This is a genomic window from Novosphingobium endophyticum, assembly GCF_014640675.1.
Taxonomy (GTDB): Bacteria; Pseudomonadota; Alphaproteobacteria; order Sphingomonadales; family Sphingomonadaceae; genus Novosphingobium; species Novosphingobium endophyticum.
Genome location: NZ_BMHK01000016.1, coordinates 51,953 through 77,202, shown reverse-complemented (window position 1 = coordinate 77,202; position 25,250 = coordinate 51,953). Strand labels below are relative to the sequence as shown.

Here is a 25,250-nt window from a genome sequence, read left to right as displayed (position 1 = left end):
TAGCCGATCCCGACTGGCATCGACCACATCGCCACTCAGATGATCGATCGGCTTCATCTCATCATCTCCGCGCCTTTGCATGAACCCTTCTACAGCGTTTTCGCCAGTTCCTCGATCTCACCCATCGTCGATGCCGAGGCGACCTCCACCTCGCCCGCCGAACGCTTGATCATCGGGCCGACGACCTTGCCCCCCAGTTCCACGAATGTCTCAACGCCGGCTTCCTTCATCGCGATCGCGCTCTCGCGCCAGCGGACGCGGCCGGTGACCTGTTCGACCAGCAGGCGGCGCACTTCGGCCGGGTCGGTGACAATGCCGGCGGTGACGTTGGCGAAGAGCGCGATCTGCAAGGTTCCCGGCGGGGTCTTCTCCAGCGCCTCGGCCATGGCGTCGGCGGCGGGCTGCATCAGCGGGCAGTGGAACGGCGCGGAAACGGGCAAAGCCACGCCGCGCTTGATGCCGTGGTCCTTGACCATGGCGATGGCCCGCTCGATCGCCCCCTTGTGGCCCGAGAGCACGACCTGCCCCGGATCGTTGTCGTTGGCGACGGCACAGACTTCACCCTCAGCCGCGGCCTGGGCAAGCGCGGTCGCCTTTTCGATATCGGCGCCGAGCAGCGCCGCCATGGCGCCCACGCCGACCGGCACGGCTGCCTGCATCGACTGGCCCCTGAGCTTGAGCAGGCGGGCGGTATCGGCAAGGCCGAAGGCACCGGCGGCGCACAGCGCGGTATATTCGCCGAGCGAGTGACCGGCGACATAATCGGCCTTGTCCGCAAGCACGATGCCGCCTTCCTTCTCGAGCACGCGCAGGACGGCGATAGCGTTAGCCATGATCGCCGGCTGGGCGTTTTCGGTCAGCATCAGCTCATCTTCAGGCCCTTGCGTCATGATCTTGAAAAGATTCTGGCCCAGAGCCTCGTCAACTTCCTCGAAGACTTCGCGCGCGACCGCACTGACTTCGGCAAGTTCGCCGCCCATGCCGACTTTCTGGCTACCCTGACCCGGAAATACAAAAGCGCGCATCTTTCAGTCTCCTGCTGCTTGGAGAGGCTTCCCCGACAAGGAAAGCGGCAGCGCTTATTGTGCGAAGGCGCGCAGGGCAAGCCCTTCCTGCCCCGCCAAACGCCGCGCCGCGCCCTCCCCTTCCTCTATAGAGAAGGGAAGAATGCCCGCTCAACTCGGCCCAGCCGTCGGTCGGCAAGGCCCGTTTCCGAAAGCCGACCAGCGCAATGGCGATGCGGCGGGTTTTCGGTTGGACGTCCCTGCGGGATTTGATCACAATGCACCCTATCGGCGAAGCTCAGGACTGCCGCGTCGGGCCAATTTTCTGCGAACCTCGACGGCGTCGCTTGTGAGTTTGCGGCCCCGTGATCGAACGGTCGGGAGACCCACCATGATTGAGCAAATAATCGACAGACGTGCCCATGACCTGGGTGGCGGCTTTGCGGTCGGACGCGTGCTACCATCCTCCGCCCGGCGGATGGTCGGCCCCTATATCTTCTTCGACCATATGGGACCTGTGGACTTTGCCCCCGGCATCCCCCGCGATCTCGACGTGCGGCCTCATCCGCATATCGGTCTATCGACGGTTACCTATCTGTACGACGGGGCTTTGACACATCGCGACAGCCTGGGTTTCCATCAGGAGATCCGCCCCGGTGAAGTGAACTGGATGGTGGCCGGAAGCGGCATCACCCATTCCGAGCGCCTTGAATATGCCCGTGCGCACGGGGCGCATATGCACGGCATTCAGGCATGGGTCGCCCTACCGGTCGAGAACGAGGAGGTGGACCCCGCCTTCTATCACCACGACGGTGCCGATCTGCCCTCGTGGGAAGAGAATGGCTTTCGCGGCCGACTGATCGCCGGCGAAACGCAAGGCATGAAGGCGGCGGTCAAGGTTCACTCGCCACAGTTCTACATGCACTGGGAAATGGACGCGGGAGCCTCGATCGTGCTGCCGGCCGAATATGCCGAAAGGGCGATCTATGTTGCCGCAGGCTCCGTCCGGGTCGGCGGTCGAGCGCTGCATGCAGGACAAATGGCCGTGTTGGAACCGGGCGTTGATGTGCCGGTCCGCGCCGACAATGCCTCGACGCTGATGGCGCTGGGGGGCGAGCCGCTGGGTGAGCGTTTCCTGTTCTGGAATTTCGTTTCCTCCTCAAGGGAGCGCATCGAACAGGCCAAGGAAGACTGGCGTCAGCAGCGGATGAAACTCCCGGTGGGCGACGATCTGGAGTTCGCGCCGCTTCCCGGCGAGAACAAGCCATAGATCGTGCGGGGAGCACGCATCATCTTCGACGCGCCGTGCGAGACGGATGACGAGAGACATTCTCCAGCGTCACGGGTATAAGCGGACCGACGTCACTGGTTGCCCATGATGGAGGCAGGCCGAATGGATGTTACCAACAGCGAAACCCGCACAAACCTACATGAAATCGCTGAAGGCATCTGGCGCATCAACACGCCTGTCGGCATCGAGGGCGGGACGGCGTTTTCCTTCAATCAGTATCTGATAGACGCCGATCGCCCCCTCCTGTTCCACACAGGTCCGCGCCAGTTGTTCCCGGTGGTGTCCGAGGCGGTGGAGCAGGTCATGCCGGTGTCGCGACTGAGCTACATCGGGTTCTGCCACATGGAGGCGGACGAATGCGGCGCGCTGAACGATTGGCTGGCCAGCGCGCCGCAGGCCGTTCCTCTGTGCAGCACGGTAGCAGCGATGACTTCGATTGCCGACTATGCCGATCGGCCGCCACACGCGATGGCGGACGGCGAGGTGCTCGATCTCGGAGGACGCGAGGTGCAATGGTTCGATGCGCCTCATGTGCCTCACGGTTGGGACAACGGCTTTCTGTTCGAACGCATAACGGAAACGCTTTTTTGCGGCGACCTGTTCACCCAGCCCGGAGAGGGATCGGAGCCTCTGACCGAAGGCGATATTCTGGCCACCAGCGAAGCCTTCCGCCAGGAGATGGATTATTACGCACACGGCCCCGAGACCGGACCGATCCTTGCCCGTCTCGCCGCCGCCCGCCCGCGAACGCTTGCCTGCATGCATGGCAGCGCATGGCGCGGCGATGGCGGTGCGCTGCTGAGGCAACTGGCCGAGGCCGTGGATGGCCGGACCTCGCCAGCCCAGCCCGGATGAGCCTGGCTGCGAGCGCCGTCCTGGCTCTCCTCTCGCGGCTGTTTTCAATTCGAGATCGTGACTGAAACTTCGCCCTTGCGGTCCCTTGTGAAAACGCTCGTGGCCTGGCCCAGTTGCTGGATGTCCAGCCCGACCGATGCATCCCGGCATGTCAGCCCGTCGACGGAGAGCTTGCTGAGAAACTCTGGCAGGACGGGACGCTGGAAATCAACCGAGTTGCAACCGCGCACCGTCAGCCCGAGGGTGGCCTGGAGCAGGAAGAGCGGCGTTGCGCAGGACCAGGCCTGCGGCGCGCAAGCGACGGGATAGAGTGTCGGCCCCCGTCCTTTCTTGCGCTGAAAGCCGCAGAACAGTTCAGGAATCCGATTCTGGTCGAAATAGCACGCCGCCTCGAAAATCGCCGAGAACAAGCGGCTGGCGTCGCGCTGAAAACCATAGCGGCTGAAGCCGGCAGCGATCAGCGCATTGTCGTGCGGCCAGATCGAGCCATTGTGATAGCTCATGGGATTATAGCGCTCTTCCCTCTGTGAGAGCGTGCGTATTCCCCAGCCGCTGAAGCTGTCCAGCGCCATCAGCCGCGTCGCCACAGCCTCGGCCCTTGCGGGGAAGGCAATCCCCGTCAGCAGCGCGTGCCCCGCGTTCGAGGCGACCACGCGGCACGGCTGCTTGTCGCCGTCGAGCGCGAGGATGTAGGTTCCCATCTCCGGGTCGAAGAAAACCTCGTCAAATCGGCGCCGCAGGTCGTTTGCCCGCTCGCGCCACTCGCTCGCCGTCGCTGCATCGCCGCGCCCGTCGCAGATACAGGCTGCGGCAAGCCAGGCGCCGTATGCGTATGCCTGCATCTCGACGACCGCTATGGGGCCTTCCGCCAGTCGCCCGTCGGCATGGAAAATCGAATCGAAGCTGTCCTTCCAGCCCTGATTGCGCAGGCCCTCGCCCGTCCTGGCGCCATACTCGAAGAATCCGTCCCCGTCGCGGTCGCCGGACACGTCGAGCCACTCGAGCGCGGCTTTGAGGTTGGGCCAGAGCCGTTCGATCGTCTGCTCGTCGCCGGTACGCGCGTAGTATTCGCCGGCCAGATAAACGAAAAGCGGTGTCGAATCGACGCTGCCATAGTACAGCCCAAAAGGCACCTCACGCAGGTTCGCCATTTCGCCAAAGCGCATCTCGTGCATGATCTTGCCCGGCTCGGCATCGGCCAGGGGGTCTTCCTTGTCGGCCTGAAGTTCGGCGAGGCGCAGGAGGGTGCCACGTGCAATCGCGGGGTCGTACCACAGCAATTCGAGAGCGGTGATCAGCGAATCCCGCCCGAAAAGCGTGCAATACCAGGGAATGCCTGCGTAGACACAGGGTCCTGCTTCGGTTTCGGTCGTCAGCGTCGCGATGTCGGAGATGCTGCGATCGATTACCGTGTCGAACAGCGTGTTCGAAGAGCGCAGCACCGGACGTGACTTCTGTTGTCGCCGTCTCATTTCCCGAAGCCGCCGATAGGCCCGCACGAAGCTGCGCGTGGGACTTGCTTCCAGACTCTGATCGAAGGTCGTCAAGCAGCAGATCACGCGCCGCTCTCGCGGCGCCAGGTCCAGTTCGAACTCGGCCCGATGCTCCTGAATTCTCGCGGGGGCCGGTTCGAAGCGGACTTTCGTAGTACGTTCGATGTCGTCCAGCCCACGATAGCGATGCTCGATCGAATCGATCGCGCATACGGCGGAAAGCTTGTGCCCCCGGCGGGGACGGCGCTCCCCTCTGATTTCGAACATGTCCTGAAAATCGCTGCCGATGGTAAACTCGAGTGTCAGGCGGTGCGGTGCATCGTCGAAATTTCGTACGGCGATCCGCTCATGCATGCAGTTGTCGAACAGAAACTTTGCCCGATTTACATGAATCGCGTCATTGGGAACGACCACCTTGTCGCCATTGACGATGTCGGGGTTTGTCAGGTCGACGATCAGGGCGTCAACCCTTTCGTCGATGACGGAACCAAGCAGCATCGGATAGACGCCGCACATCGTCATGCGCCAGTACGACACGTGCCGGGTATCGCGATAATAGATTCCCTCAGGCCCGTGCATGGCGCCCAGCGCATCCCCGTGGGGGTCCAGGAGCGCGAAGGCATCGCCGCCCTTCAAGGCGCGGGGAAACGTCTCCTGGATGGATGCGGAAGGAGGAACAAAGAAATGCGCGAAATGGGCCTCGCGCGTTCCGGGATGCTCCGGGGCACCGGGCTGCTGTGTGGATCCGCTGCTCACGTCTGCTTCAGCTTTCATGTCGACGGCCTATTTTCGATCAATTGGCATCAAGCAGTGCTGACTGCTGATCCGGCGGGCCGCGCATCAGCATATTGGCGGGCCGGCAGCCGTCGACCAGTTCCTGATAGATCCGCACATAGTCGTTCGCCATCCGACCGGCCGTAAAGCGTTCCTCGAACCGCGCCCGGATCATCCAACGATCGAACTGCATCACTTCGAACACGGCGGCGACGGCTTCGTCCACGCTCTCGACGATCCGGCCGGTGACTCCGTCATCCACAACTTCGGGTACCGATCCGTTGCGCCAGGCAACCACGGGGGTCCCGCATGCCATCGCCTCGATCATTGCAAGCCCGAAAGGCTCGGGCCAATCGATTGGAAACAACAGCGCCGCAGCATGGCCGAGCAACCTCGCCTTGCTGGCATCGTCAACTTCACCAATGTATTCCACATTGGAGCGAGCCTGGACCATCGGCTCGATCCGCTCGACCCAATAGTCCCGATCCGCGCGGTCGATCTTGGCGGCAAGCTTTAGCTGCAGACCTGCCCTTGTGGCGATCTCAATCGCCCGGTCGGGGCGTTTTTCCGGTGAAATGCGGCCGAGGAAGACGAGGTAGTCTCCGCCAAAGGGGCTGAACGGAAGGAGATCCACCGGCAGACCATGATAGACGGTGCCGACCCAGTTGACGGGAGGCAGCGGACGGCGCTGGCTGTCGGAAACGGAGACCAACGGAATCTCGGGGAAGATTCCGTAGAGTGGGTAAAGATCGGGAAGGTCCAGACGGCCGTGTAGCGTGGTGACGGTAGGACAGCTCCAGGTCCTGACGGCCGGATAGTGGAACAGGTCGATGTGGAAATGCACCACGTCGAACTCGTCGAGGTGACGGCGCACCTGTTCGATCATGGAAACGTGGTAGGGCGTGAAATCGACAATGTCTTGCGAGAGCCGCAGCGCGCGCGGAACACAAGGAATGAGCCGGGTGCCGGCCGTGGAATCACCCGAGGCAAACAGGGTGACCTCGTGTCCGAGTCCGTGCAATTCCTCCACCAGAAAGCCGACAATGCGCTCCGTTCCGCCATAGAGCCTGGGAGGGCAGCTCTCGGCAAGGGGCGCTACCTGGGCAATGCGCATGGCGTATAGACCTCTGACGACAAACGCCCGGAGCGCGCTGCTCGGGGCACACAAGGTTAACGCCAAAGCAGCGGCAAGGTTTCTGGCTCGGCGATTACAGCCGCTGGCGCGCGATAGCTACGCGCGTCATGCCGCGTGGATCGTTTCCGGACTGAATGAACGCCCCTTGGACGCCTCCCTATTCGCCCAAATCGGGACGACGCCATCGTTCAATGATCAACTGTTTCGGGCTCGGAGGACCGGCCGCAAGCTACGTCCCTTCACGAAGTCGCGGTCTGCTCATCGCCGATGCTGACACGGGCACGCGCCAACCACCAGCACTGCGCTCAATACAAATGGTCCCGATATTGCGTTTCGAGGCGCTTCGCCGAAGCATCGATTTCCTCGTCGCTGCGCGCACCGACAACCGACGCCAGCTGCAATCCTCCGATCGAGCGATGTGTCGTTTCCCAGTTTTCCGGCTGCCATAAGTGCGAGCGCACCAATGCCTTGCCGCAGTGGATGAAACACTCCTCCACCCGGACGTGCGTGTAGAGCAGAGCCGGCTTACCGTTCATTGCCATCTCCCTCAGGACATCAGGGTCCTTATGCAGCGTCGCGCACCCCTTCACGCGCAACGTTTCGCGCTGGTTAGGCGCAACGAAGATCAGGCCAATCCGGCCGTTGCAGAGAATGTTCCGGAAGCCGATTGTCAGTTGATTTCCGGGCCGCTCGGGAATCCGCAGATTCCCGCAATCATCCACCCGCACGAAACCCGCCGGATCACCCTTGGGCGAAACGTCGACACCGCCGTCGGCATCGGTCGTGGCCACGAACACCAGGGGGGACTTGCGAATGAATTCGATCATCAATTCATCAAGGCGCGTTACGATCTTGCTGCGTACAAACGGATTTGGCGTTCCAGTTGCAGCCTCAAGTTCCGCAACATCCCTGATCTGGTACTGCTCATCCATGCCATGCCCTCGCCTTGATGCACATTGTCGCGGCAACCTGTAGAAGGGCGCTGCGCACTGCATTTCCTATGTGTCGAGCGGAGACCTGCCCCACTGACGAGAAAGTTGCCGAACAGCCATTACCGTTCCACGCCGCACGGGCAAATTCCGACAACAATTCAGATGACGGAATTTCAATATTTTAATCCGCAAACATCCAAACCGGACATGCCCCAGTGATCCGCGTCCTACTTCAAGACAAAGTTTACGCGGCGCCGCCATCCGTCACGTACAAACGCTTGGATCGGGCGGATCCGTACCATGACATACAGCACTTTTCCCACGCATCCAGAAACTTTGACTGGAATTCGACCCATCTCTATTGGCAAGCTGTACCGCAACCTGAAAAAGGTGCCCCGGACGGAGCACGGAGCGTGGCAATGGAGGCGCTGCTTCGAAAAAGTTTGTACCGCGCAAGGTCAAGCCCTTGATTAACGGCATCGTCGTAGCGGATAACGAAGTCCATTTGCCGGACGCCAGGGGCAGGAACTCGCGCATTTGCCGCTATGGGAGGTGGAATTACCTTCCTCTCCGCCCCCCCGACCGACAAAGAACGGGTCGCGGTTTCAGGGGCCGTGAACTAAGAACGAGCAAGGGGAGGATTCGGGATTGGCTCAAAGGCGGTTGCGGGTTGGCGTTTTGGGAGGCGGCTCATGGGGCACCACGGTCGCGCATGTTCTGGCAGGCCGATCGCCGACAACCTTATGGGCACGTGATCCGGAAGTCGTCAGCGAGATCAACGAACGCGGCATGAACAGCCGCTATCTTGCCGGCCTGCGGCTCAATCGCAACCTGCGCGCGACGGCCTCCATGGCCGAAGCCGTGGCGGAGGCCGATGTCCTGATCATGGGCGTCCCGTCGCAAGCCATGCGCGAGACCGCGAGAAATGCCGCGCGGCATGTCCGTGCCTGGGTTCCGGTAATCAGCCTTGCCAAGGGCTTCGAGAATGGCACGGGGCTGCGGATGACCGAAGTGATCGGACAGGAACTGCCCGGCCACCCGCTCGGCGTTCTCACTGGCCCCAATCTGGCGCGGGAGATTGTCGACGGGCTGGCGGCGGCCAGCGTCCTTGCCATGGAAGATGCCGTTATCGTCGAGCAATTGCAGCGCCTGTTCCGCAGCGGCATGTTCCGGGTCTACAGCAACCTTGATCTGGTCGGTTCGGAACTGGGCGGCGCTCTCAAGAACGTCTTCGCAATCGCCGCGGGCATGGGCGACGGCCTGGGCGCGGGCATCAATACCCGAAGCGCCCTGCTTACCCGCAGCATCGCTGAAATGACCAGACTCGGCGTGGCGCTTGGCGGAAATCCGGAGACTTTCGCGGGCCTCGCCGGATTGGGCGACCTTATTACAACCTGCACCAGCCCTCAGAGCCGCAACCGCACGGTGGGCTTCGAACTGGGCACCGGACGCAAGCTCGAAGACATCGTAAAGAGCATGAACCAGGTGGCAGAAGGCGTCAAAAGCTGCGGTCCGATCTACGAACTGGCAAGGGAACACAAAATCGAAGTTCCCATCATCACAGAAGTTTATAAAGTCATTCACGAGGGACGAAGTCCACGCGCCGCATTTCGGGGACTCCTGCGCCGCGGCGCACGTTCAGAGGCAGAACCGGGCTGAGAACACATCACGGGAGACGATTATTGGCCACCCAGTCACTGCAGTTCGACACCCAGGCCGGCAACGCGGCACGCCAGCCCGAAATCACCGTTTATCTTGCCGGTTCACAAGGCAAGGCCGAGCGCGAACTGCTGGACCGATGGCTGACCAAAAGGGGTGTTGGCGGCACCGGGGCGACAGCCAGCGCGATCCACTACGAACGGTCGCCGGATGCCCCGACACCGCAAGGCCTCGTTGTCGCTCTCACCGCGAACGACAATCTTGACGACCATGTCATGCTGGCCCCCGTTCGGGTCATCTGGAGGGTATCGAAGGCATCAGGCCAAAACCTTCCGCGCTGGCGGGACGCACTGCTCCTGCGCAACCCCCGCAACCCCGGCGAACGCGAAAAGGCGCGTCTTGCAGCCGGTGACGAAGGACGCTGGCAGATAATCGAGGGGCGGCCGGCAACAATCGGCGAGTTGCGCGAGCGGTGGCGCCTCCAGTCCGGCAGCGACACGGACGGGAACCCTAGCGGCTTTGCCCGTTTCGTCGCCCGCCAGGCGGAGCTCGCGCTCGAACATGCCGAGTATCAGGCGCGGGGCGCCCGCTACAAGCTGCCCCGTGTGCACAAGGAGGACGTGGCTGCCACGCCACGGTTCCGCGAAGGGATTACCAAGCTCGCCGCGGAACTTGGCCTCGCCGAGGATCAGGTGTCCGCCTCTGCGATGGAGTGCCTTGAGGAACTGCGCACCGCCCACGACCATTTCGTTCTGGACCTTGCCGCCAAGGCCTTCCACCGCATGTATGCGCGAGCCTATGGCGAGGTTGACATCGACCTTGAGCAAATCGAGATGCTGCGGCGGGTCTTCGCCAGCCACCCGGTCATCCTGCTGCCTTCGCACAAGACCAATCTCGACAGTCCGGTGCTCGAGTCCGTACTCGCCCAGCACAGGCTGCCACCCCCTACCCTGTTCGCCGGGATCAACATGTCCTACTGGCCGGTCGGCCCGATCATGCGCCGCGCAGGAAGAGTGTTCCTGCGCCGCAACATCGGCGACAACCCGGTCTACAAGTTCGCGCTTCGCGAATGGCTGGGGTACCTGATCGAGAAGCGTTTCAACCTCGAATGGTTTCCAGAGGGCACCCGATCGCGCACGGGCAAGCTGCTGCCGCCAAAGCTGGGGCTGCTTGCCTATGCCGCCGAAGCCTATCGCCAGGGGCGGCTGGACGACCTCATGCTCGTGCCGATCTCGATCATCTACGATCAGGCTATCGAGGTTTCCGACTTCGCGCGCGAGGCATTGGGCGAGACCAAGAAAGCGGAAAACCTCGCCTGGATGCTCAAGAGCCAGAAGAAGGCCAACGAACGGCAAGGCAGGGTCTACATGCGGTTCGGTGAGCCCCTGTCGATGCGCGCCGCCCTCGGGCCGCCGGACCCGCAGGCCGATGGAGATACCCCGGAGGCGCGCCTCGCTCTCCAGAAACTCGCGCTGGCGGTCTCGTGGCGGACCAACCAGGTGACGCCGATCACGGGCATCGCGATCGTCACTTTCGCGCTGCTGGCAGCCGGGCAACGGGCCGTGACGATGGGGCGCATCGCTCCCTATGTCCGCCTGCTGGTCCGGCAGGCGCGGGATCGCAACCAGCCGCTTACCGAAAGCGCACAGCTCGACAACCCGGCCGACATCGAAAAGGTGCTTGCGGAACTTCAGCGTACCGGCGTCGTCACACGCTCTGACAAGGGATTGCTGGAGCCGGTCTATTCGATAGCCGAGGGGCAACATCTTGCCGCCGCTTTCTATCGTAATTCGATGCTTCATTTCGTGCTCGATCGCGCCATTGGCGAGCTGGCTCTGCTGGTCGCCGCGGAATCCCCACCCGAGGCCCGCCGCGCAAGCTTCTGGGAAGCCGCGCTCAGCTTGCGGGAATCCCTGAAGTTCGAATTCTTCTTCCGCGAGCGCCCGGTGTTCGAGGAGAGCCTTGAGGAGGAGATGAACCGTATCAACCCCGACTGGGTGCAACTGCTGCGGAAAGGCAGCGATCCCGTGACCGTTCACCGCGCCGTGTATCGGCTCGGCGTGGCGCATGCCGTCCTGCGGCCGTTCATCGAAGCCTACTCGGTGGTGTTCGATACCCTTGAAAACCTGCCGGTCGATGCGCCGTTCGACGAACCGGGCTTCATCGAAACCTGCCAAAAAATGGGCCGCCAGCGTCTGCTCGAAGGGGAATTGCGCAACCCCGAATCGGTTTCCCGCCCGCTTTTCGCGACCGGCGTTCAGCTTGTGCGGAACCTGCGACTGGTCGAGCCGGCGGCCGACCTTGCCAGCCGGCGCGCGAAGGCCGCGGCGCAGACGCGCGCCATGCTGCGCCGCGTTGACATCGCCGAGGACAATGCCCCGCGCGCAAGCACGCAGGGCGGATGACGTCAGGCGGGCGCCGGATGCGCCTCGAGCCAGGCGACGAGGTCGTCCAGCACCGCTGCATGCTCGGGCTCGTTGTAGATTTCGTGATAGAGTCCATCGTAGATGCGGATCGTCTTGTCCGCCGATCCAATCCCGGCATAGAGCGCGGCGTTGTCTGCTGGAGGTACGGGTATGTCGGCACCCCCATGCTGGACGAGGAGCGGCAGGGTCATCTGCTCAGCGCGCGCGGGATATGACCGCGCTGCGTCCAGCAGCTCCATCGCGGTCCGCGCCGGCACCTTGCCGACCGTCACAAGCGGGTCGGCAACATAGGCGCTGACTACGTCGGGGTCGCGGCTCACCGATTCGGGCGAGAGAGCCAGCGTCCCTGCCCTGGGCGCGATAGCGGCGATCATCTTGAGGATGAAGTGCTGCACCGGTGACACGAGCGCACCCATGGCCGGCCCGGAAAGGATCAGGCCGGAAAGCTTCTCCGGGTGGCGCAGCGCATAACCGAACGCAATCGACCCGCCCATCGAATGTCCCAGAAGCTTGACCCGGGCATTGGTGTGGCGTGAACGCACCGCATCGACGAACCGGTCAAGATCGGTCCAGACCCGCTCCATCGAATCGATCATCGCGCGCTCGCCGCCCGAACGGCCGTGCCCGCGATGGTCGATGGCATGGACCGCATAACCGGCCGGAACCAGCCGCTCGACAAGGTTGCCGTAGCGGCCGGAATGCTCGGCGAAGCCATGCGCGAGGACAACAATGTCACGCGGTTCGCCTTCGGGCAGCCACGATTGCGCGAACAGCGCTATCCCGCCACTGCCGGGCAGATCCCATTCCCCTCCAGTCACTGCGATCACTCAGTATCGTCCGGCGCGGGAAAATCATTGAGGGTGTCGATGTACATCTGGCGCACGCTCTCGATCTTTTCGGCCATGTTTCCAGCCGTCCAGTCCGCCACCGAGACCGGCGGCAGCACCGCCACGTCGACGATGCCGGGCCGCATGGCCCCCTGGTTGCGTCCGGCGATGTCGAGGGCGTTGCGGATAACGATCGGCACGACCGGCACACCTGCGGCCATGGCCATGTGGAATGCGCCCTTCTTGAAGGGACCCACCGAATTGAGATTGCCTTTGGTCCTTGTTCCTTCGGGCGAGAGCAACACGGAATAACCTTCCTTGTTCATCGCCTCGACGACGGGCCGCAGCGCCTTGGCGGCTTCTCCCCTGCTTCCGGTGCCGCGCTTGATCAGAACCGTCGGCATGATCTTCTGGATCAGCTTGCCAACGGCGGTCTGGCCCATCTCCTCGCGCGCGATCGCCGCATAGTCCGTGCGGACCAGCGCAGCGGCGATCATTCCGTCGTAGAAGTTGCGATGGTTGAAAATGAACACCGCCGGCCGGCGGGCGAGATTCTCCCTGCCGGACACCCGCATCTTGACCCCGGCCAGCTTCATCTGCGTGGTAATCCAGGCCGGCATGACCGTGTTCGCGATCGTGCGTTTGTCGCCTGTGAAGGCCCCCGCGGCGAGGCCGGTCTGGAGGATGGCCCCAATGCTCGCCATCCCGGCTATGTTGCGCAGGAAATCCATCGGCTTGGCGCTTCCGCGGCTGCTCAGGTTCAGGATCGGCCAGTTGTTCTTTTTGGCTGCCTCACGCAGCTTGCTTCGCGGGTTTACGGGGCGCGGTGAACCGACCAGTTCCATCAGCCCCACTTCCTCCGAACCGTCGGCATAGAAATGGGTGTTCGCCATCGCGCAGGCTCTCCCCTCGACGAAGGCCTTGATGGCGGCGGCCTTGCCCTCGCCGAACAGGGTTTGCCCGGCCAGCTTGCCAGTCAGCTTGCCCTCCTTGACCTCAAGTTCGGAGCACAGGAGATGCTCGATGCCCAGCGCCTTGACGGCATGCTCCGCCTGATACCGGCTCGCCGAGGTGGCCACGACGATGGTGTGCCCGGCATCCCGGTGCGCCTGCAGGATCTCGCGCATTTCGGGGAAGATGGCGTCCTGGATGGTATTCTCGTAAATGAGCCCACCGAGCTCTTCCATATCGGCCTCGCTCTTGCCCTCCCACTTCGAAAAGGCATGAGCGACCATTTCGTTCGCCTCGACCATCTTGGCCATCGTCTTGAACATGATGGTGATCGATTCGGTCATCTCCTCCTTGGAGACTTCCTTGCGCTTCTTGCGCTCGTTGAAGAGCATGCTGCCGCTGTAACCACCAATCAGCGTCCCGTCGAAATCGAAGGCCGCGATCACATCGGGGCCTTGCGGCCCTTGGCGGATCTGCTCGATCACGTCGGTGTGCGAAATCTCGACGCCGGGGACCAAGTTGGTCAGCACCTTGCTGGCCATCCCGGTATAGGCGTTCACGTAAGTCATCGGGTCGAGCAAGTTCGCGCCCACCTTGTCGAGACCGAACTTGCCGCCCTTGGGCGTGCTCCCGCCTTTCGGGGCTTTTGCCACGGCTTTCGCGGATCGAGGCGCTGACGCGGTAGCGGCCGGCTTGTCCCGCATGCCTCCCTCTGGAGCGACGGGATTGGCCGAACTCTTGCGTTTCGCAACGGATCTGGTTGCCGGCTTCGCTTTCGCTGCCGGCTTGGCCGAACCCTTCGCTTTCGCGGCTGCAGCGGCGGGCTGTTTCGCCTTCGCCGTGTCCTTCGCGGCCGCCGGCTTGGCCGCCTCCTTCGCTCTCGCGGCAGGGGCGGGCTGCTTCTTCGCCGTGTTCTTCGCGGCTGCCGGCCTGGTCGAGGACTTTCGGGTGGCGGCTCCGGCTACTGCGCGCGGCGGCTTGGCGGATTTGGAACCGCCGGGCTGCTCGGAGGCAGCAACGGTCCCTGGCTTTGTCGCCGCAGCCTTGTCACTTGCCCCGGACACGCTGCCGCCCTGCTTCGCGCCTTCTCGCCCCGTCGTTTCCGCCATGATCTATGTCCCCGTTGTCATGCTATGAATTGAAACCTCGGTACCCTATAGAATGAAAGCTCGCCAGATGGCATTCGTCATCTTGGCAATGCCGCGGATCGCGGTCGATAGTCGAATCGATCCGACTTTTGCGCGAACAGGGAGGGACTGGAGTTCATGAGGCAACTCGAAATGGCCGACGCACTTTTCGTGCTGACTGAACAACCTTCGCGCAATACGCAGCATATAGGGATGATCTTTCTCTTCGATCCTTCGACCGCCGAAGAGCCGGTGACATTCGAATCCATAGTCGACCTTTTCCGGCGCAGAATCCCGCTCGCGCGCGGCTTTCGCGAAAAGCTGGTGCGCGTTCCGATGGACCTTGATTACCCCTATTGGATCAACGACGATTCCTTCGATCTCGAATTCCACGTCCGGCAAGCCGCCCTGCCCCGTCCCGGCACGCGGCGCCAGTTCCTGACGACAGCCAACCGGATCATGTCGCTGCCAATCGACATGTCGCGACCGCTCTGGGAAGCCTGGGTCGTCGAGGGGCTCGACAACATGGACGACGTCCCGAAGGGAACCTTCGCCCTCCTGTTCAAGATGCATCATTCAGCGGTGGACGGCATATCGGGCATGGAGATGGTGACCGCGCTGCTCGAAGACGAAAGCATCGCCCAGGCGAAGATGCCGACCGAGCCATGGGAGGCAGAGCCCGTGCCCGACCAGGCCACTTTGCTGCGCCAGGCCATCGGCTCCAGTTTTTCCAGCCCGATGAAGCTGGCCAACGCGCTTTTGCGCAACCTCCCCACGATCGCCAGCGACCGACGGAAGATGAATTCGGGAGAGATCATCAAGCCGGCCAAGGTGAAGGCACCGAAAACCCGCTTCAACAGCCCGGTCACGCCCCACAAGGTGATCGACGGCCGAAGCTTCGCGTTCGAGGATATCCGCCGGATCAAGAACGCCATCCCGGGGGCAACGGTCAACGACGTTGTGGTTGGAATCGTCGGCGGCGCACTGCGCCGCTACCTCACCGACAAAGGTGAGCTGCCCGACACCTCGCTGGTCGTCACGGTTCCTATCTCCATGCGCACGCAGGATCAGGAGGGGACCGGGGGCAACCAGCTAAGCTTCTCGTTCATACCGGCCCATACCGACATCGCCGACCCCGTTGCACGCGTCGAGGCGGTGGGCGCGGTCATGCGCGAGGTCAAGGCCTACAACAAGGCAGTCGATGCGCGAACGCTGGCCAAGACGACGGCCGCCATGCCGGGCATGCTCATTGGCCTTGCCATGCGCACCATGATGACACTGCCGGCCAACGACCTGATGATCATGTCGAACGCCGTGATAACCAATGTTCCGGGCCCGATGGAGCCCAAATCGTTGCTCGGTGCGCGCTATGTGGCCGGTTTCGCCGCCGGGCCGAGCGCGGACGGCATCGGCCTGATCCACGCGATCACCAGCCTTTCAGGGATTCTGTCCATCGGATTCAGCGCCTGCCGTGAGTTGATGCCCGATTCCGAATTCTATGGGCAATGCATACAGGAATCCTACGAAGAGCTGGCTGCGGCCGTCGCGGAACGTGGCAAAGCGCCCGCGCCGACGGCACGCAAACCCAAGGCTGCCGCAAAGAAGCGCGAGGCGTCACCTCCGCGCACCGCGAAGAGCGCGGCCAACCGCAAGCCAAGGGCCAGCGCGAAGTCGCCGCGCCCTGCCTAGGCAGGAATACGCGACAATCCTCAACCGCGCTCCCGTCCCGCATTCTCCAGCGGGGCGAGGAATGCGGCGACCGCGCGAACATGTCCCCAGGTCAGCGCCGAAACCGCCGAATCCCAGCCATGTTGGATATATGGCAGAGCACAGAAGCGAACGGGCGCCTGCGATACTTGCCGCAGGGCATCGGCAAAAGTCCGCGCGTCCTGCCAGGGCAGCATGGTGTCCGCCGTCCCATGCGCGATCAGCATGGGCGGAGCGTCGGGCCGCACCCGATCCAGAGGGCTGAGCGCGTGCCACAAGTCCCGGCAGTCGTGGACCGGGCCCGGCATGACCTTGGTGGCCATGTACTTGTCGATCACCGCTGCGTGGTTGCGCTTGAGCGTGTGATCGCGGTCGAGCAGGTCGTAGCGGCCATAGAGCGGCACTGCCGCCCGAACCGAACAGTCCGCCGCCTCGAATCCGGGCTTCAAGAGCGGATCGTCGTGGGCGAGCGCGGCAAGCGCGGCAAGATGGGCCCCCGCTGACTCGCCGGTCAGCGCAATACGCGGCGGGTCGCCGCCATATTCGGCCGCATGGGCGCGCACCCAGGCAATCGCCCTCAACGCGTCGACGATCCAGTCCGGCCCCCGGCTGGCCGGACCAAGACTGTAGGTTGCATCGAAACACACCCAGCCGCGCGCCGCCATATGATGAATCAGCGGCTTTGCCTGCTGGTCACGGTCTCCCACGGTCCAGGCGCCGCCATGGAAATGGATCAGGATTGGGGCGGGTTCGTCCCGCGGCTTGCGAGGCTGGACCACGTCGAGCAGGTTTCGCTTTCCGCCGGGGCCATAGGAGATGCCTCGAAGCCGCGTGGTCTTCCGCTTTCCCGTCGCGAACGGCGTCAGACCGGCGTGAAGCGGCAGTTTCAGTTCCGTCTCCTCGACGACATCGAGCAGCAGCCGCGCGGCGCGGCGGTTGCGCCAATGGATGCACCCGAACCCCGTTGCCGCCAGCAAGGCCACGCCAATCCCCCATCCTTGCGCGAACATCGCGCAGACCAAAGCCAACAGGCATAGTGGCAAGGCGAAAAGCTGCCCCATCAACGAGGCCAACCAATAGAAGCCGAGCAGGACGGCAGGAAGCCTGTCCGGCGTCGCGGAGAGGCTTCCCGCTACGGCAAAAACAAGCAAGGCCAACGCTATCCAGGTCATGGACTCAATCCTTCATTGCGGGAGAACGGGCGACGACGGACACGGCGCCCCGTGCGGCCCCGAGATTCTGCATTCCACGCCATGTATCGCTTGCCTGATCTTGCAAGCATTATATCATGCCTCATAATAATTGACTGTTGGGAGAACGAACTGATGCCTGAAGTAGGCCGCATCCCCCCTTTACCCCGCGAACAATGGGACCACGAGGTCAGAACGATGTTCACCTTGTTTGAAGGGCCGGAAGCCTACGAGAATGGATCGAAATCAAACGTATTCCTGACACTGGCTCGCCATCCGAAGTTGGGGACGTCGTTCTTCAAGTTCAGCGGCCGCCTTCTCATGAAATCGAAAGTCGACCCTGCTCTGCGCGAAATCGTTATTCTTCGCCTGGCCTATCTTTATCGCTCGCCTTACGAGTGGTCGCAGCATGTTGAGTTCAGCCTGTTCGGGCAGAAGATCGACCCCGAATATGTCGAGGCGTACAGAAGCGGCAAGGTGCAGCAATCGGAAGGTGCGGGGATCCTCACGCGCGAGCACATCGAAGCGGTCAAGCGAGGCGCCGAGGATCCGATCTGGACGGATGAGCAAGCCCATGCCATCCGGGCCGTGGACCAGCTGAAGGAAACCGGTCACATTGACGACGTGACCTGGAACGCCCTTGCCTCAACCCATAACGAACAGACGTTGCTAGAATTGCTGTTTTTCATGGGAAGCTATGCCATGCTGGCATGGATCCTGAACAGCATCGGCGTCGCTCCGGAAGACGGTCAGCAGGTTTTTGCCGAAGAGCTGCTAGCCAGCCGCTAGGCCGTAGACTCAAAACACGGCTCCGGCCGACCCAGGAAAAGGAATATTCAGGCAATGTCGCTTGCTGGAACCTATGAATGCACGCTCAAGACGCCGATGGGCGCGAAAACGGGAACCCTTGTCGTGGTTCCTTCGCAGGACGGTGAGACCTTCACCGGATCTCTCAGCAACGAGATGCTGGGCACGGTGGAGATTCCCGAAGGCACGATCGACGCCAACATGCTGCTCTGTGAGATGCAGGTTACCAGCCCGATGAAAATGAAGGTCGATTGCGAGGTCATCATCGAAGGCGACAGCCTGGTCGGCTTCATCAAGGCCGGCATGTTCGGCGAGATGCCACTGAAAGGGCAGCGGGTCGCCTGACCCGGCCCCTCCCGACATTCGGACTCAGTGCGATCCCATGTAGCGGCCACCATTGGTGCTGATGGTCTGGCCGGTGACGTAACCGGCCTCTTCCGAAGCAAGATAAGCCGCCGCACCCGCGATGTCTTCAGGCTTGCCAAGCCGCTTCATCGGCAACGTCCGGGCATAGACTTCCATGTCGATCGGCACTTCCTTGCGCAACATGGGAGTGTCGATCGCACCGGGCGGAATCACGTTGAAGGTCACTCCGCTCGCCGCGAATTCCAGCGCCAGCGCCTTGGTCATGCCGAGCAGCCCGCCCTTGGACGACACGTAGGCGCTCTGCGCGGGCGAACCGGACTGAACCGAAGACGAAGTGATATTGATCACTCGTCCCCACCCCGCTTCCAGCATGGCCGGGAGAAACTCCTTGGTCATCAGCCAGGGGCCGCGCTGGTTGATCCGGATGATCTGGTCAAACAGGTCATCGTCGGTCTCCAGAAATTTACGGAACGGCCCGATGCCGGCATTGTTGACGAGGATGGCCGGCGTTCCGAGTTCCCGCCGTGTAATCTCCGCCTCGCGCGAGATCGCGTCCTTGTCCGAACAGTCGAGAGTCTGGGCCAGGGCGGTTCCGCCCTGCTCGCGAATCATCGCGGCGGTTTCCTTCGCGGCTTCCCCATTGATGTCCCACACCGCGATTCCGGCCTTATCCTCGGCCAGACGAATCGCGATCGCCCTGCCGATACCCGACCCCGCCCCCGTCACCACCGCGACCTTACCGTTTAGCGAACGCGTCATTTTCGTCCTTTCCTATCCGCCCAATTTTCGCGGCCATCGCCTTGTCTACGCACGCCCGTTCGCGGAGCCATTTTGCCCGCCAAATGCACCTCTATGCTGCGCTGCACAATTTCTCTTGCAAGCCAGTCCGATTCGTCTATGTTGCAGTGCAGCATAACCCGAGAGCGGAATCACTCCTCCCTCGCGAAGAACGCTATCTGGACTGGAAGAGAAAAGGAACCGTATCGTGACCACCAAGAAGAGCAAAACCGCTTCGGATCTGCGCGCCAAGCTGGCCGAGGCCCAAACCAAAGTGAAAGAAGCAACCGGCAAAGCCAAGGCTGCCAGCGCCAAGGCTAACGACGTGATCAAGGCCAACACCGAGGTAGTCGTCCAATCGGGCAAGATCCTGTCGGGCGGCATCAAGGAAATCGGCGCTGCTTACGTCGCCGATGGCCGCAAGGCCGTTGTCGCGCTGGCTGACGATGCCAATGCTCTGTCGAAGGTAAAGTCGATGCCGGAATTCATCCGCCTCCAGGGTGAGCAGGCCGCACGCAAGCTCGAATCGGTTCAGGCCGCCAACAAGCGCAACCGCGAAGCGCTGCGCGGATTGTTCTCGGGCAAGCTCGCTCCCATGATCAAGGATCGCGTCAAGGCAAACCTTGATCTGTTCCGCAAGGCCGCCTGACCCTGCAGGCACTGAAAACAAGACAGTCGGCCCTTGGGTCGGCTGTTTTTGTTTCGGCCGAGCCTTCTGGCACCCCTGTGCCAATACCACGCTGCGGCCTGGCTCAACCGCTCACAACACCAAACGATCAGTACCGCCTCCCCGGCGCGGGGCCCGCGCCGGCCCGGCGGCAGGCCGCACCCCGCCCCTGGCGCCCCCCCTTTTTTCCGGATCAAGTGCAAGCCGCCGGCTTTACTATGGCTGGTTGACCCTGCATGAAGGGGACCGGTCGCGTAAATCATAAACAAACGGTTGGAATTGCAATTGGAACAAGCAAACCACAACTTGACAAGCCCTTCCGTTTACCACGACTTGCCGCAGTATGGCGCGAGTGAACACCTGATGGGATCTTCAAACAAGGCGTCGGAACTGGCGTTGGATGCGCTTTGCCGCGATCATCGCCGGGCGTCGCAACTGATGAACCTGCTGACCGAACGGCTCGATGGCCTCACTGCCGCGACGTCTTGCGACCTCGAGATCGCCCGAAGCGTTTTCCAGTACATGGTGGACTTCGTGGACGAACGTCACCATGCCCGCGAGGATCAGTTGATAGACCTGATCCGCATGCGTGATCCCGAGGCGGCCGAACTGGTTGGCATGACGGACCTGGAGCACGAGAAACTGCGCCAGGAAGGCAATCGCATTCTCGATGAGCTTTCGCGCACCACCGAAGGTACGTGGAGCACCGATCACCTGGTGGTTCACGCGCTGCATGAATATTCCGACCACCTGCTGGCTCATTTCCGGCACGAGGAGCACAAGCTCTTCGCGGTCGCCAAAAACGCGCTCCGCACCGAAGACTGGCGAACCATCTACGAAACCGGCCTGGCATCAGGAGATCCGGTCTTCGGCGAAGACGTCGAAGACGACTATCGTGCCCTTTTCGACATTTTCGTCAATCAAGTGCGCGAAATAGGATCCCCCGCACCCCGCCACGCCACGGCAACGGCAGCCGTCCTCCTCGAATCGACCACGGCCATCACGAGCGGGATCGGCGCGATCCATTCCGCGCTGCGCAATGGCATGCTCGACGTCATGCGCGCGAACCTGGATGGCGCGCTGTCGCTCTTCAATGCGCGCGATGCGTCAGAATTCCTGAACCGGGCGGTTGGCTGGTCCAAGTCGTCCCTGCGGGAGGCCAACGCCGCGTCCCGGCAGGTCTTCGAGGCCGTGGAACACGCGGCCCGTGCGACGATCGCCCCTGTGGGCGAGGCGATGGATGCGGAATATCGCAGCTTTTCCACCTCCCATCGCACCGATTCGACGGCCGCGAGCTGGCAGGCGCATGTAGTCAATCTGATGCTCCGGGCAACGGTTAAGCGCTTTTCGAGCACGCCGCAGGCCATCAAGTACGAAATTCCCACAAAGAACATCGAAATCCCCCGCACCGCGATCGAACGGTTCATCCCGGAACTCGCCAGCGACGTGCGCGTGGAAACGGTGGAGTTCGATCATTCCTTCGGCGAGTTCATCTCGATCGAGGGGGCAGAGACTCGCTGCACGGTACTGTTCTTCCCCGGCGGCGGGTTCATAATGCGCCCGACCCAGGCCCACCGCCTGATGGCTGCGCGGATGGCGCGCAAGCTTGGGGCAAGGGTCCTGCTCGTTCACTACCGCCTCGCGCCGGAGTACCGGTTTCCAAAGGGGCTCAACGATTGCATCGAGGCTTACCGCTACCTGCTGGCTCAGGGGACGCGGGCCGACAAGATCGTCGTCATGGGCGATTCCGCCGGGGGAGGCATGGCGCTGTCCACGCTCGTGTCGGTTCGCGATGCCGGGCTTCCCTTGCCGCTGGCGGGTGTCCTGCTCTCGCCGGTCTCGGATCTCAGTTACGCCGGCCTGTCGCGGCAACACAACAGCTGGAACGACCCCACACTGCCGAACGACGAGAACCGTTTCATTACCCAAGTCTACCTGGGCGATGAAACGCCTGTCGATCATCCACTGGCATCGCCGCTGTTCTCCGATCTCTCCAGTCTGCCGCCGATCATCATCCAGGTCGGCAGCATCGAGATCCTGCTCGACGACGCCCTGCGCGTGGCCGCCAAGATTCGCGGAACAGGCGGCGAATGCGAATGCGAGGTGTGGCACGACATGCCGCACGACTGGATGCTGTTCGGCATGCTGCCCGAAGCGCGCAAGGCATTGCGGCGAATCGTGAGCTTCATCGAAAAACAGGTCGAGAAGCGGGCGTTGGCGGACTGCGTCGGAAAATAGCCTTCCCGGCTGTTGCCCGCTTCACGCAGCACATGTCGTGCGTCCCGCTTTCCCCGGCGCGGTAACGTGCCCTGTTGCGTCGGAGGGCGAACGCGATGGCGACCCCGGCGTGATTCGAACACGCGACATTCGGTTTAGAAGACCGATGCTCTATCCAGCTGAGCTACGGGGCCCCAATACGCTTCGCAACACGGCTCGCTGGCAGCCCACAGGAGGCTACGTGGGCGCGCGCGAGGCCCCCCATAGCGTGCTTCTGCGCCGGAGCAAACCGCGAGACGTGTGGAAAGTGCGCTTTCGCGGTGCGGCGATGCAGGTTACGCACAGGCCATGAGCACAGCCCCCGACGCACGCCATCATCTTACGCGCATCGACGGCCGGTCCGGCGCGCGCCGTCACTTCCGCTATTTCGACTACGTGATGACCGCCTTCGTGGTGATCCTGCTGCTCTCGAACCTGATCGGAGCGGCGAAGCTTTCGACCATCGGCGGCTGGACGTTCGGCGCGGGCATTCTGTTCTTCCCGGTCAGCTATGTCTTGGGCGACGTGCTGACCGAGGTCTATGGTTATGGCAATGCGCGTCGCTGCGTCTGGGCAGGGTTCTTCGCACTGATCTTCATGGCATTCATGAGTTTCGTGGTCGTCGCCATGCCGCCCTCGTCCGACTGGGGCTGTGCGGCCAGTGCCGATCCGCTCTTCGCCGGCATCGTGGGCACCAACGACGCGGGGACGGTCTGCCAGTCCACCTATGTCTCGGTCTTCGGCAGCACCTGGCGCATCGTGCTCGCCTCGCTGCTCGCTTTCTGGGCGGGCGAGTTCGTCAATTCCTACGTCATGGCGAAGATGAAAGTATGGACAAAAGGCCGGCTGCTGTGGACCCGCACGATTGGCTCGACCGTGTTCGGACAGGCAGTGGACAGCGCGATCTTCTATCCGGTGGCATTCCTTGGCGTCTGGACGTCGCAGTCCATCCTTGTCGTCATGGTCACCAACTGGGCGCTCAAGGTCGCCTGGGAAGCTATCCTGACGCCGTTCACCTATGCCGTGGTCGGCTGGCTCAAGGGCCGCGAGGGCGTGGACGTCTATGACGAGAACATCGACTTTTCGCCCTTCGCCAAGACGGATGCGGTCTGAAACCGCCCACAGGCTCGCATTGGCGGCAATCTGCGGCTAGGCACGCGGGCAATGGCTCTCGACCGCATTCTCCTGTCGCGCTTTCGCAACCACCGCGAAACCCTGGTTGAGGGCACCGCGCAGTTCAACCTGCTGGTGGGCGAGAACGGCGCGGGCAAGACCAATGTACTCGAAGCGATATCGCTCTTCGCGCCGGGACGGGGCCTGCGCCGCGCGGGACTTGCCGACATGCCCGCGCAGGGGCTCGACGGCGGCTTTGCGGTCAGCGCGTCGCTGATGACGCCGGGCGCGGAGCCGGTGCGCCTCGGTACCGGTGTCGCGGCGGAGCGGCCGGGACGCCGCATCGTCCAGGTCAACGGCGCGGAGGCGCCGGCGGTGCGGCTCGCCGAGTGGCTGTCGATCGGTTGGCTGACCCCGGCGATGGATCGGCTCTTCGTGGAAGGCGCGGGCGCGCGGCGTCGTTTTCTCGACCGGCTGGTGCTCGCCGTGCGCCCCGAACATGCGGGCCACGCCACGCGGCTGGAAAGCGCGCTACGCGAACGCAACCGTCTCCTGGCGGACGAAACCGCGCCCGATCCACGCTGGCTCGATGCCATCGAGGCGCAGATCGCCGAAGCGGGCGCCGCGGTGGCTACGGCGCGCGCGGAATTGGTCGGTCGGCTCGAAGCCGTGCTGGCAGTGCTGCCGGAGTCACCTTTTGCCCGGCCTTCGCTGCACTACCAGCCTGGGGGTCCGGTCGAAACCGAGGCGCTTGCCCGCGCCCTGCATGATGGCCGCCCCCGCGACCGCGCCGCGCAGCGCACCCTCACCGGGCCGCATCGAGACGAACTGGCCGTCGCCATGGCCGGAAAAAACCAGCTCGCCGCCGAATGCTCGACCGGCGAACAGAAGGCGATGCTGATAGCCATCGCGCTCGCGCACTCGCAATTGCTCGAGGGGGAGGCAGAGAAACGCCCGCGTCTGCTGCTGCTGGATGAAGTGGCAGCGCATCTCGATCCGCTGCGGCGCGAGGCCCTGTTCGAACGCCTGCGGGCCGGCTCGGCACAAGTCTGGCTGACCGGCACCGAACTCGCCCCGTTCGAAGCGATCGCAGGGGAAGCGGCGATCTGGGAGGTCAGCGCCGGGTCGGTGCGGCGGACTTCATCACCCCCCGCCGACCTCCTCTGAAGCAGAGGAACTCGGGGCAGGCGGTGCCGCGTTTTCCTCCGGCAACGCATCGGCCACATCATCCACCGTCGCCGCGACGATGGAATCGATCCCCAGCGCCGTCGGGTGGACATGATCGGGCTGCATCAGATCAGGCTTGTCGATTACCGGCTGAAGGAAGAACGGCACCAGCGCCGCGTCGTACTTCTGGGCGAGCTGCGGATAGATGGGATTGAACCTGGCCGCGTAGTCCTTTCCCAGATTGGGCGCCGCCAGCATGCCCAGCAGGACCGCCGGGATGTTCTCATCCCTGAGCCGCATCAGGATGGCATCGAGGTTCGCGCGCGTCGTGGCGGGCGGCAGGCCGCGCAGCATGTCATTGCCGCCAAGGCTTATGATGACAAGGTCAGGTTTCTCTCGCTGGCTCTTGAGCGTGAAGTCGAGCCGTTCGAGCCCGGCCGCCGTGGTTTCCCCCGACACTCCGGCATTGGTTATCCGCGCGTTGATGCCGCGCGCGCGCAAGGCCTGCTCCAGCCGGTCGGGATAGCTCTCGCCGTCCTCGAGACCATAACCTGCCAACAGCGAATCTCCGAAGGCCAGGATAGGACGCTCCGGCCCCATGACCGGAACTTGCGGGGGTGCGTCGAGCGCGCTTCCCGTCTGCTCGGGCGAAGGAGACGCGGGCTTGTCGCAGGCGGAAAGGGAAAGCGGGGACAGCAGCAACGCGATTGTCAGGCGGCGCAAGGT

The 25,250-nt window shown here is 62.9% G+C and carries 21 protein-coding genes and 1 tRNA gene; 12 read left to right on the top strand and 10 right to left on the bottom strand.

Annotation, left to right across the window (positions count from 1 at the left end; all coding sequences use genetic code 11):
• Window positions 1-89: 89 nt before the first annotated feature.
• On the bottom strand, window positions 90-1,025 hold the full coding sequence (fabD, locus tag IEX32_RS12755) for an ACP S-malonyltransferase (RefSeq protein WP_188771917.1): 936 nt from the start codon (window positions 1,023-1,025) through the stop codon (window positions 90-92).
• Between the two features lie 370 nt (window positions 1,026-1,395).
• Here fabD and IEX32_RS12750 point away from each other — a divergent pair, with 370 nt between their 5' ends.
• Together IEX32_RS12750 and IEX32_RS12745 are read left to right on the top strand one after the other, a co-directional pair.
• Window positions 1,396-2,274, top strand: coding sequence for a pirin family protein (locus IEX32_RS12750; RefSeq protein WP_188771916.1), 879 nt, complete (start codon window positions 1,396-1,398; stop codon window positions 2,272-2,274).
• A 123-nt stretch (window positions 2,275-2,397) separates the two neighbouring features.
• Window positions 2,398-3,150 (top strand): oxygen-binding di-iron domain-containing protein, encoded by a 753-nt coding sequence (locus IEX32_RS12745; protein WP_188771915.1) that lies wholly within the window; start codon window positions 2,398-2,400, stop codon window positions 3,148-3,150.
• A gap of 44 nt (window positions 3,151-3,194) precedes the next feature.
• Here IEX32_RS12745 and IEX32_RS12740 read toward each other — a convergent pair whose 3' ends face one another.
• The 3 genes from IEX32_RS12740 to IEX32_RS12730 all read right to left on the bottom strand — a co-directional run bounded on the left by IEX32_RS12740 (window position 3,195) and on the right by IEX32_RS12730 (window position 7,484).
• Window positions 3,195-5,417, bottom strand: a complete 2,223-nt coding sequence (locus IEX32_RS12740) for an amylo-alpha-1,6-glucosidase (RefSeq protein ID WP_188771914.1) — start codon at window positions 5,415-5,417, stop codon at window positions 3,195-3,197.
• Window positions 5,418-5,436: 19 nt separating this feature from the next.
• Complete coding sequence (locus IEX32_RS12735) at window positions 5,437-6,531, bottom strand: glycosyltransferase family 4 protein (RefSeq protein ID WP_188771913.1); 1,095 nt, start codon at window positions 6,529-6,531, stop codon at window positions 5,437-5,439.
• Window positions 6,532-6,857: 326 nt separating this feature from the next.
• Window positions 6,858-7,484 (bottom strand): MSMEG_1061 family FMN-dependent PPOX-type flavoprotein, encoded by a 627-nt coding sequence (locus IEX32_RS12730; RefSeq protein WP_188771912.1) that lies wholly within the window; start codon window positions 7,482-7,484, stop codon window positions 6,858-6,860.
• Window positions 7,485-8,132: 648 nt separating this feature from the next.
• Between IEX32_RS12730 and IEX32_RS12725 the strand changes: the two genes are divergently transcribed.
• Together IEX32_RS12725 and IEX32_RS12720 are read left to right on the top strand one after the other, a co-directional pair.
• Window positions 8,133-9,143 (top strand): NAD(P)H-dependent glycerol-3-phosphate dehydrogenase, encoded by a 1,011-nt coding sequence (locus tag IEX32_RS12725; RefSeq protein ID WP_188771911.1) that lies wholly within the window; start codon window positions 8,133-8,135, stop codon window positions 9,141-9,143.
• Window positions 9,144-9,166: 23 nt separating this feature from the next.
• Window positions 9,167-11,548, top strand: coding sequence for a glycerol-3-phosphate 1-O-acyltransferase (locus IEX32_RS12720; protein WP_188771910.1), 2,382 nt, complete (start codon window positions 9,167-9,169; stop codon window positions 11,546-11,548).
• A 2-nt stretch (window positions 11,549-11,550) separates the two neighbouring features.
• Here the strand turns inward: IEX32_RS12720 and IEX32_RS12715 are convergent, their stop codons facing one another.
• Both IEX32_RS12715 and IEX32_RS12710 read right to left on the bottom strand, forming a co-directional pair.
• On the bottom strand, window positions 11,551-12,396 hold the full coding sequence (locus tag IEX32_RS12715) for an alpha/beta hydrolase (protein ID WP_229736358.1): 846 nt from the start codon (window positions 12,394-12,396) through the stop codon (window positions 11,551-11,553).
• Window positions 12,393-14,000, bottom strand: coding sequence for an HAD-IB family hydrolase (locus IEX32_RS12710; RefSeq protein ID WP_188771909.1), 1,608 nt, complete (start codon window positions 13,998-14,000; stop codon window positions 12,393-12,395). Before IEX32_RS12710 ends, IEX32_RS12715 begins: the two co-directional genes overlap by 4 nt.
• Window positions 14,001-14,073: 73 nt before the next feature.
• Here IEX32_RS12710 and IEX32_RS12705 point away from each other — a divergent pair, with 73 nt between their 5' ends.
• Window positions 14,074-14,484 (top strand): hypothetical protein, encoded by a 411-nt coding sequence (locus tag IEX32_RS12705; protein WP_188771908.1) that lies wholly within the window; start codon window positions 14,074-14,076, stop codon window positions 14,482-14,484.
• A 143-nt stretch (window positions 14,485-14,627) separates the two neighbouring features.
• On the top strand, window positions 14,628-16,163 hold the full coding sequence (locus IEX32_RS12700; protein WP_188771907.1) for a wax ester/triacylglycerol synthase family O-acyltransferase: 1,536 nt from the start codon (window positions 14,628-14,630) through the stop codon (window positions 16,161-16,163).
• Between the two features lie 20 nt (window positions 16,164-16,183).
• Here IEX32_RS12700 and IEX32_RS12695 read toward each other — a convergent pair whose 3' ends face one another.
• On the bottom strand, window positions 16,184-17,353 hold the full coding sequence (locus tag IEX32_RS12695) for an alpha/beta hydrolase (RefSeq protein WP_188771906.1): 1,170 nt from the start codon (window positions 17,351-17,353) through the stop codon (window positions 16,184-16,186).
• A 153-nt stretch (window positions 17,354-17,506) separates the two neighbouring features.
• Between IEX32_RS12695 and IEX32_RS12690 the strand changes: the two genes are divergently transcribed.
• A complete protein-coding gene (locus IEX32_RS12690; protein ID WP_188771905.1) occupies window positions 17,507-18,160 on the top strand; it encodes a carboxymuconolactone decarboxylase family protein in 654 nt (217 codons plus the stop codon).
• A gap of 54 nt (window positions 18,161-18,214) precedes the next feature.
• Window positions 18,215-18,523: a hypothetical protein gene (locus IEX32_RS12685; RefSeq protein ID WP_188771904.1), complete on the top strand. Its 309-nt coding sequence runs from the start codon at window positions 18,215-18,217 to the stop codon at window positions 18,521-18,523.
• Between the two features lie 24 nt (window positions 18,524-18,547).
• On the opposite strand, the gene IEX32_RS12680 is transcribed toward IEX32_RS12685, so the two are convergent.
• The gene (locus tag IEX32_RS12680) at window positions 18,548-19,303 is read right to left on the bottom strand and encodes an SDR family NAD(P)-dependent oxidoreductase (protein ID WP_188771903.1); all 756 of its coding nucleotides are present in this window, start codon (window positions 19,301-19,303) and stop codon (window positions 18,548-18,550) included.
• A 226-nt stretch (window positions 19,304-19,529) separates the two neighbouring features.
• Between IEX32_RS12680 and IEX32_RS12675 the strand changes: the two genes are divergently transcribed.
• Window positions 19,530-19,970: a phasin family protein gene (locus IEX32_RS12675; RefSeq protein ID WP_188771902.1), complete on the top strand. Its 441-nt coding sequence runs from the start codon at window positions 19,530-19,532 to the stop codon at window positions 19,968-19,970.
• Window positions 19,971-20,351: 381 nt separating this feature from the next.
• Entirely contained in the window at window positions 20,352-22,226 is a 1,875-nt protein-coding gene (locus IEX32_RS12670; protein ID WP_188771901.1) for an alpha/beta hydrolase fold domain-containing protein, read from the top strand.
• 96 nt (window positions 22,227-22,322) lie between these two features.
• On the opposite strand, the gene IEX32_RS12665 is transcribed toward IEX32_RS12670, so the two are convergent.
• Window positions 22,323-22,399: transfer RNA gene (locus IEX32_RS12665), tRNA-Arg, on the bottom strand.
• 154 nt (window positions 22,400-22,553) lie between these two features.
• Here IEX32_RS12665 and IEX32_RS12660 point away from each other — a divergent pair.
• Window positions 22,554-23,357: a queuosine precursor transporter gene (locus IEX32_RS12660; RefSeq protein WP_188771900.1), complete on the top strand. Its 804-nt coding sequence runs from the start codon at window positions 22,554-22,556 to the stop codon at window positions 23,355-23,357.
• Window positions 23,358-23,408: 51 nt separating this feature from the next.
• Window positions 23,409-24,524 carry a DNA replication/repair protein RecF gene (gene recF, locus IEX32_RS12655; RefSeq protein ID WP_188771899.1) on the top strand — a complete coding sequence of 372 codons (1,116 nt, stop codon included), beginning with the start codon at window positions 23,409-23,411 and terminating at the stop codon, window positions 24,522-24,524.
• Here recF and IEX32_RS12650 read toward each other — a convergent pair.
• A complete protein-coding gene (locus IEX32_RS12650; protein WP_188771898.1) occupies window positions 24,501-25,247 on the bottom strand; it encodes an arylesterase in 747 nt (248 codons plus the stop codon). The genes recF and IEX32_RS12650 overlap by 24 nt on opposite strands.
• Window positions 25,248-25,250: the final 3 nt, after the last annotated feature.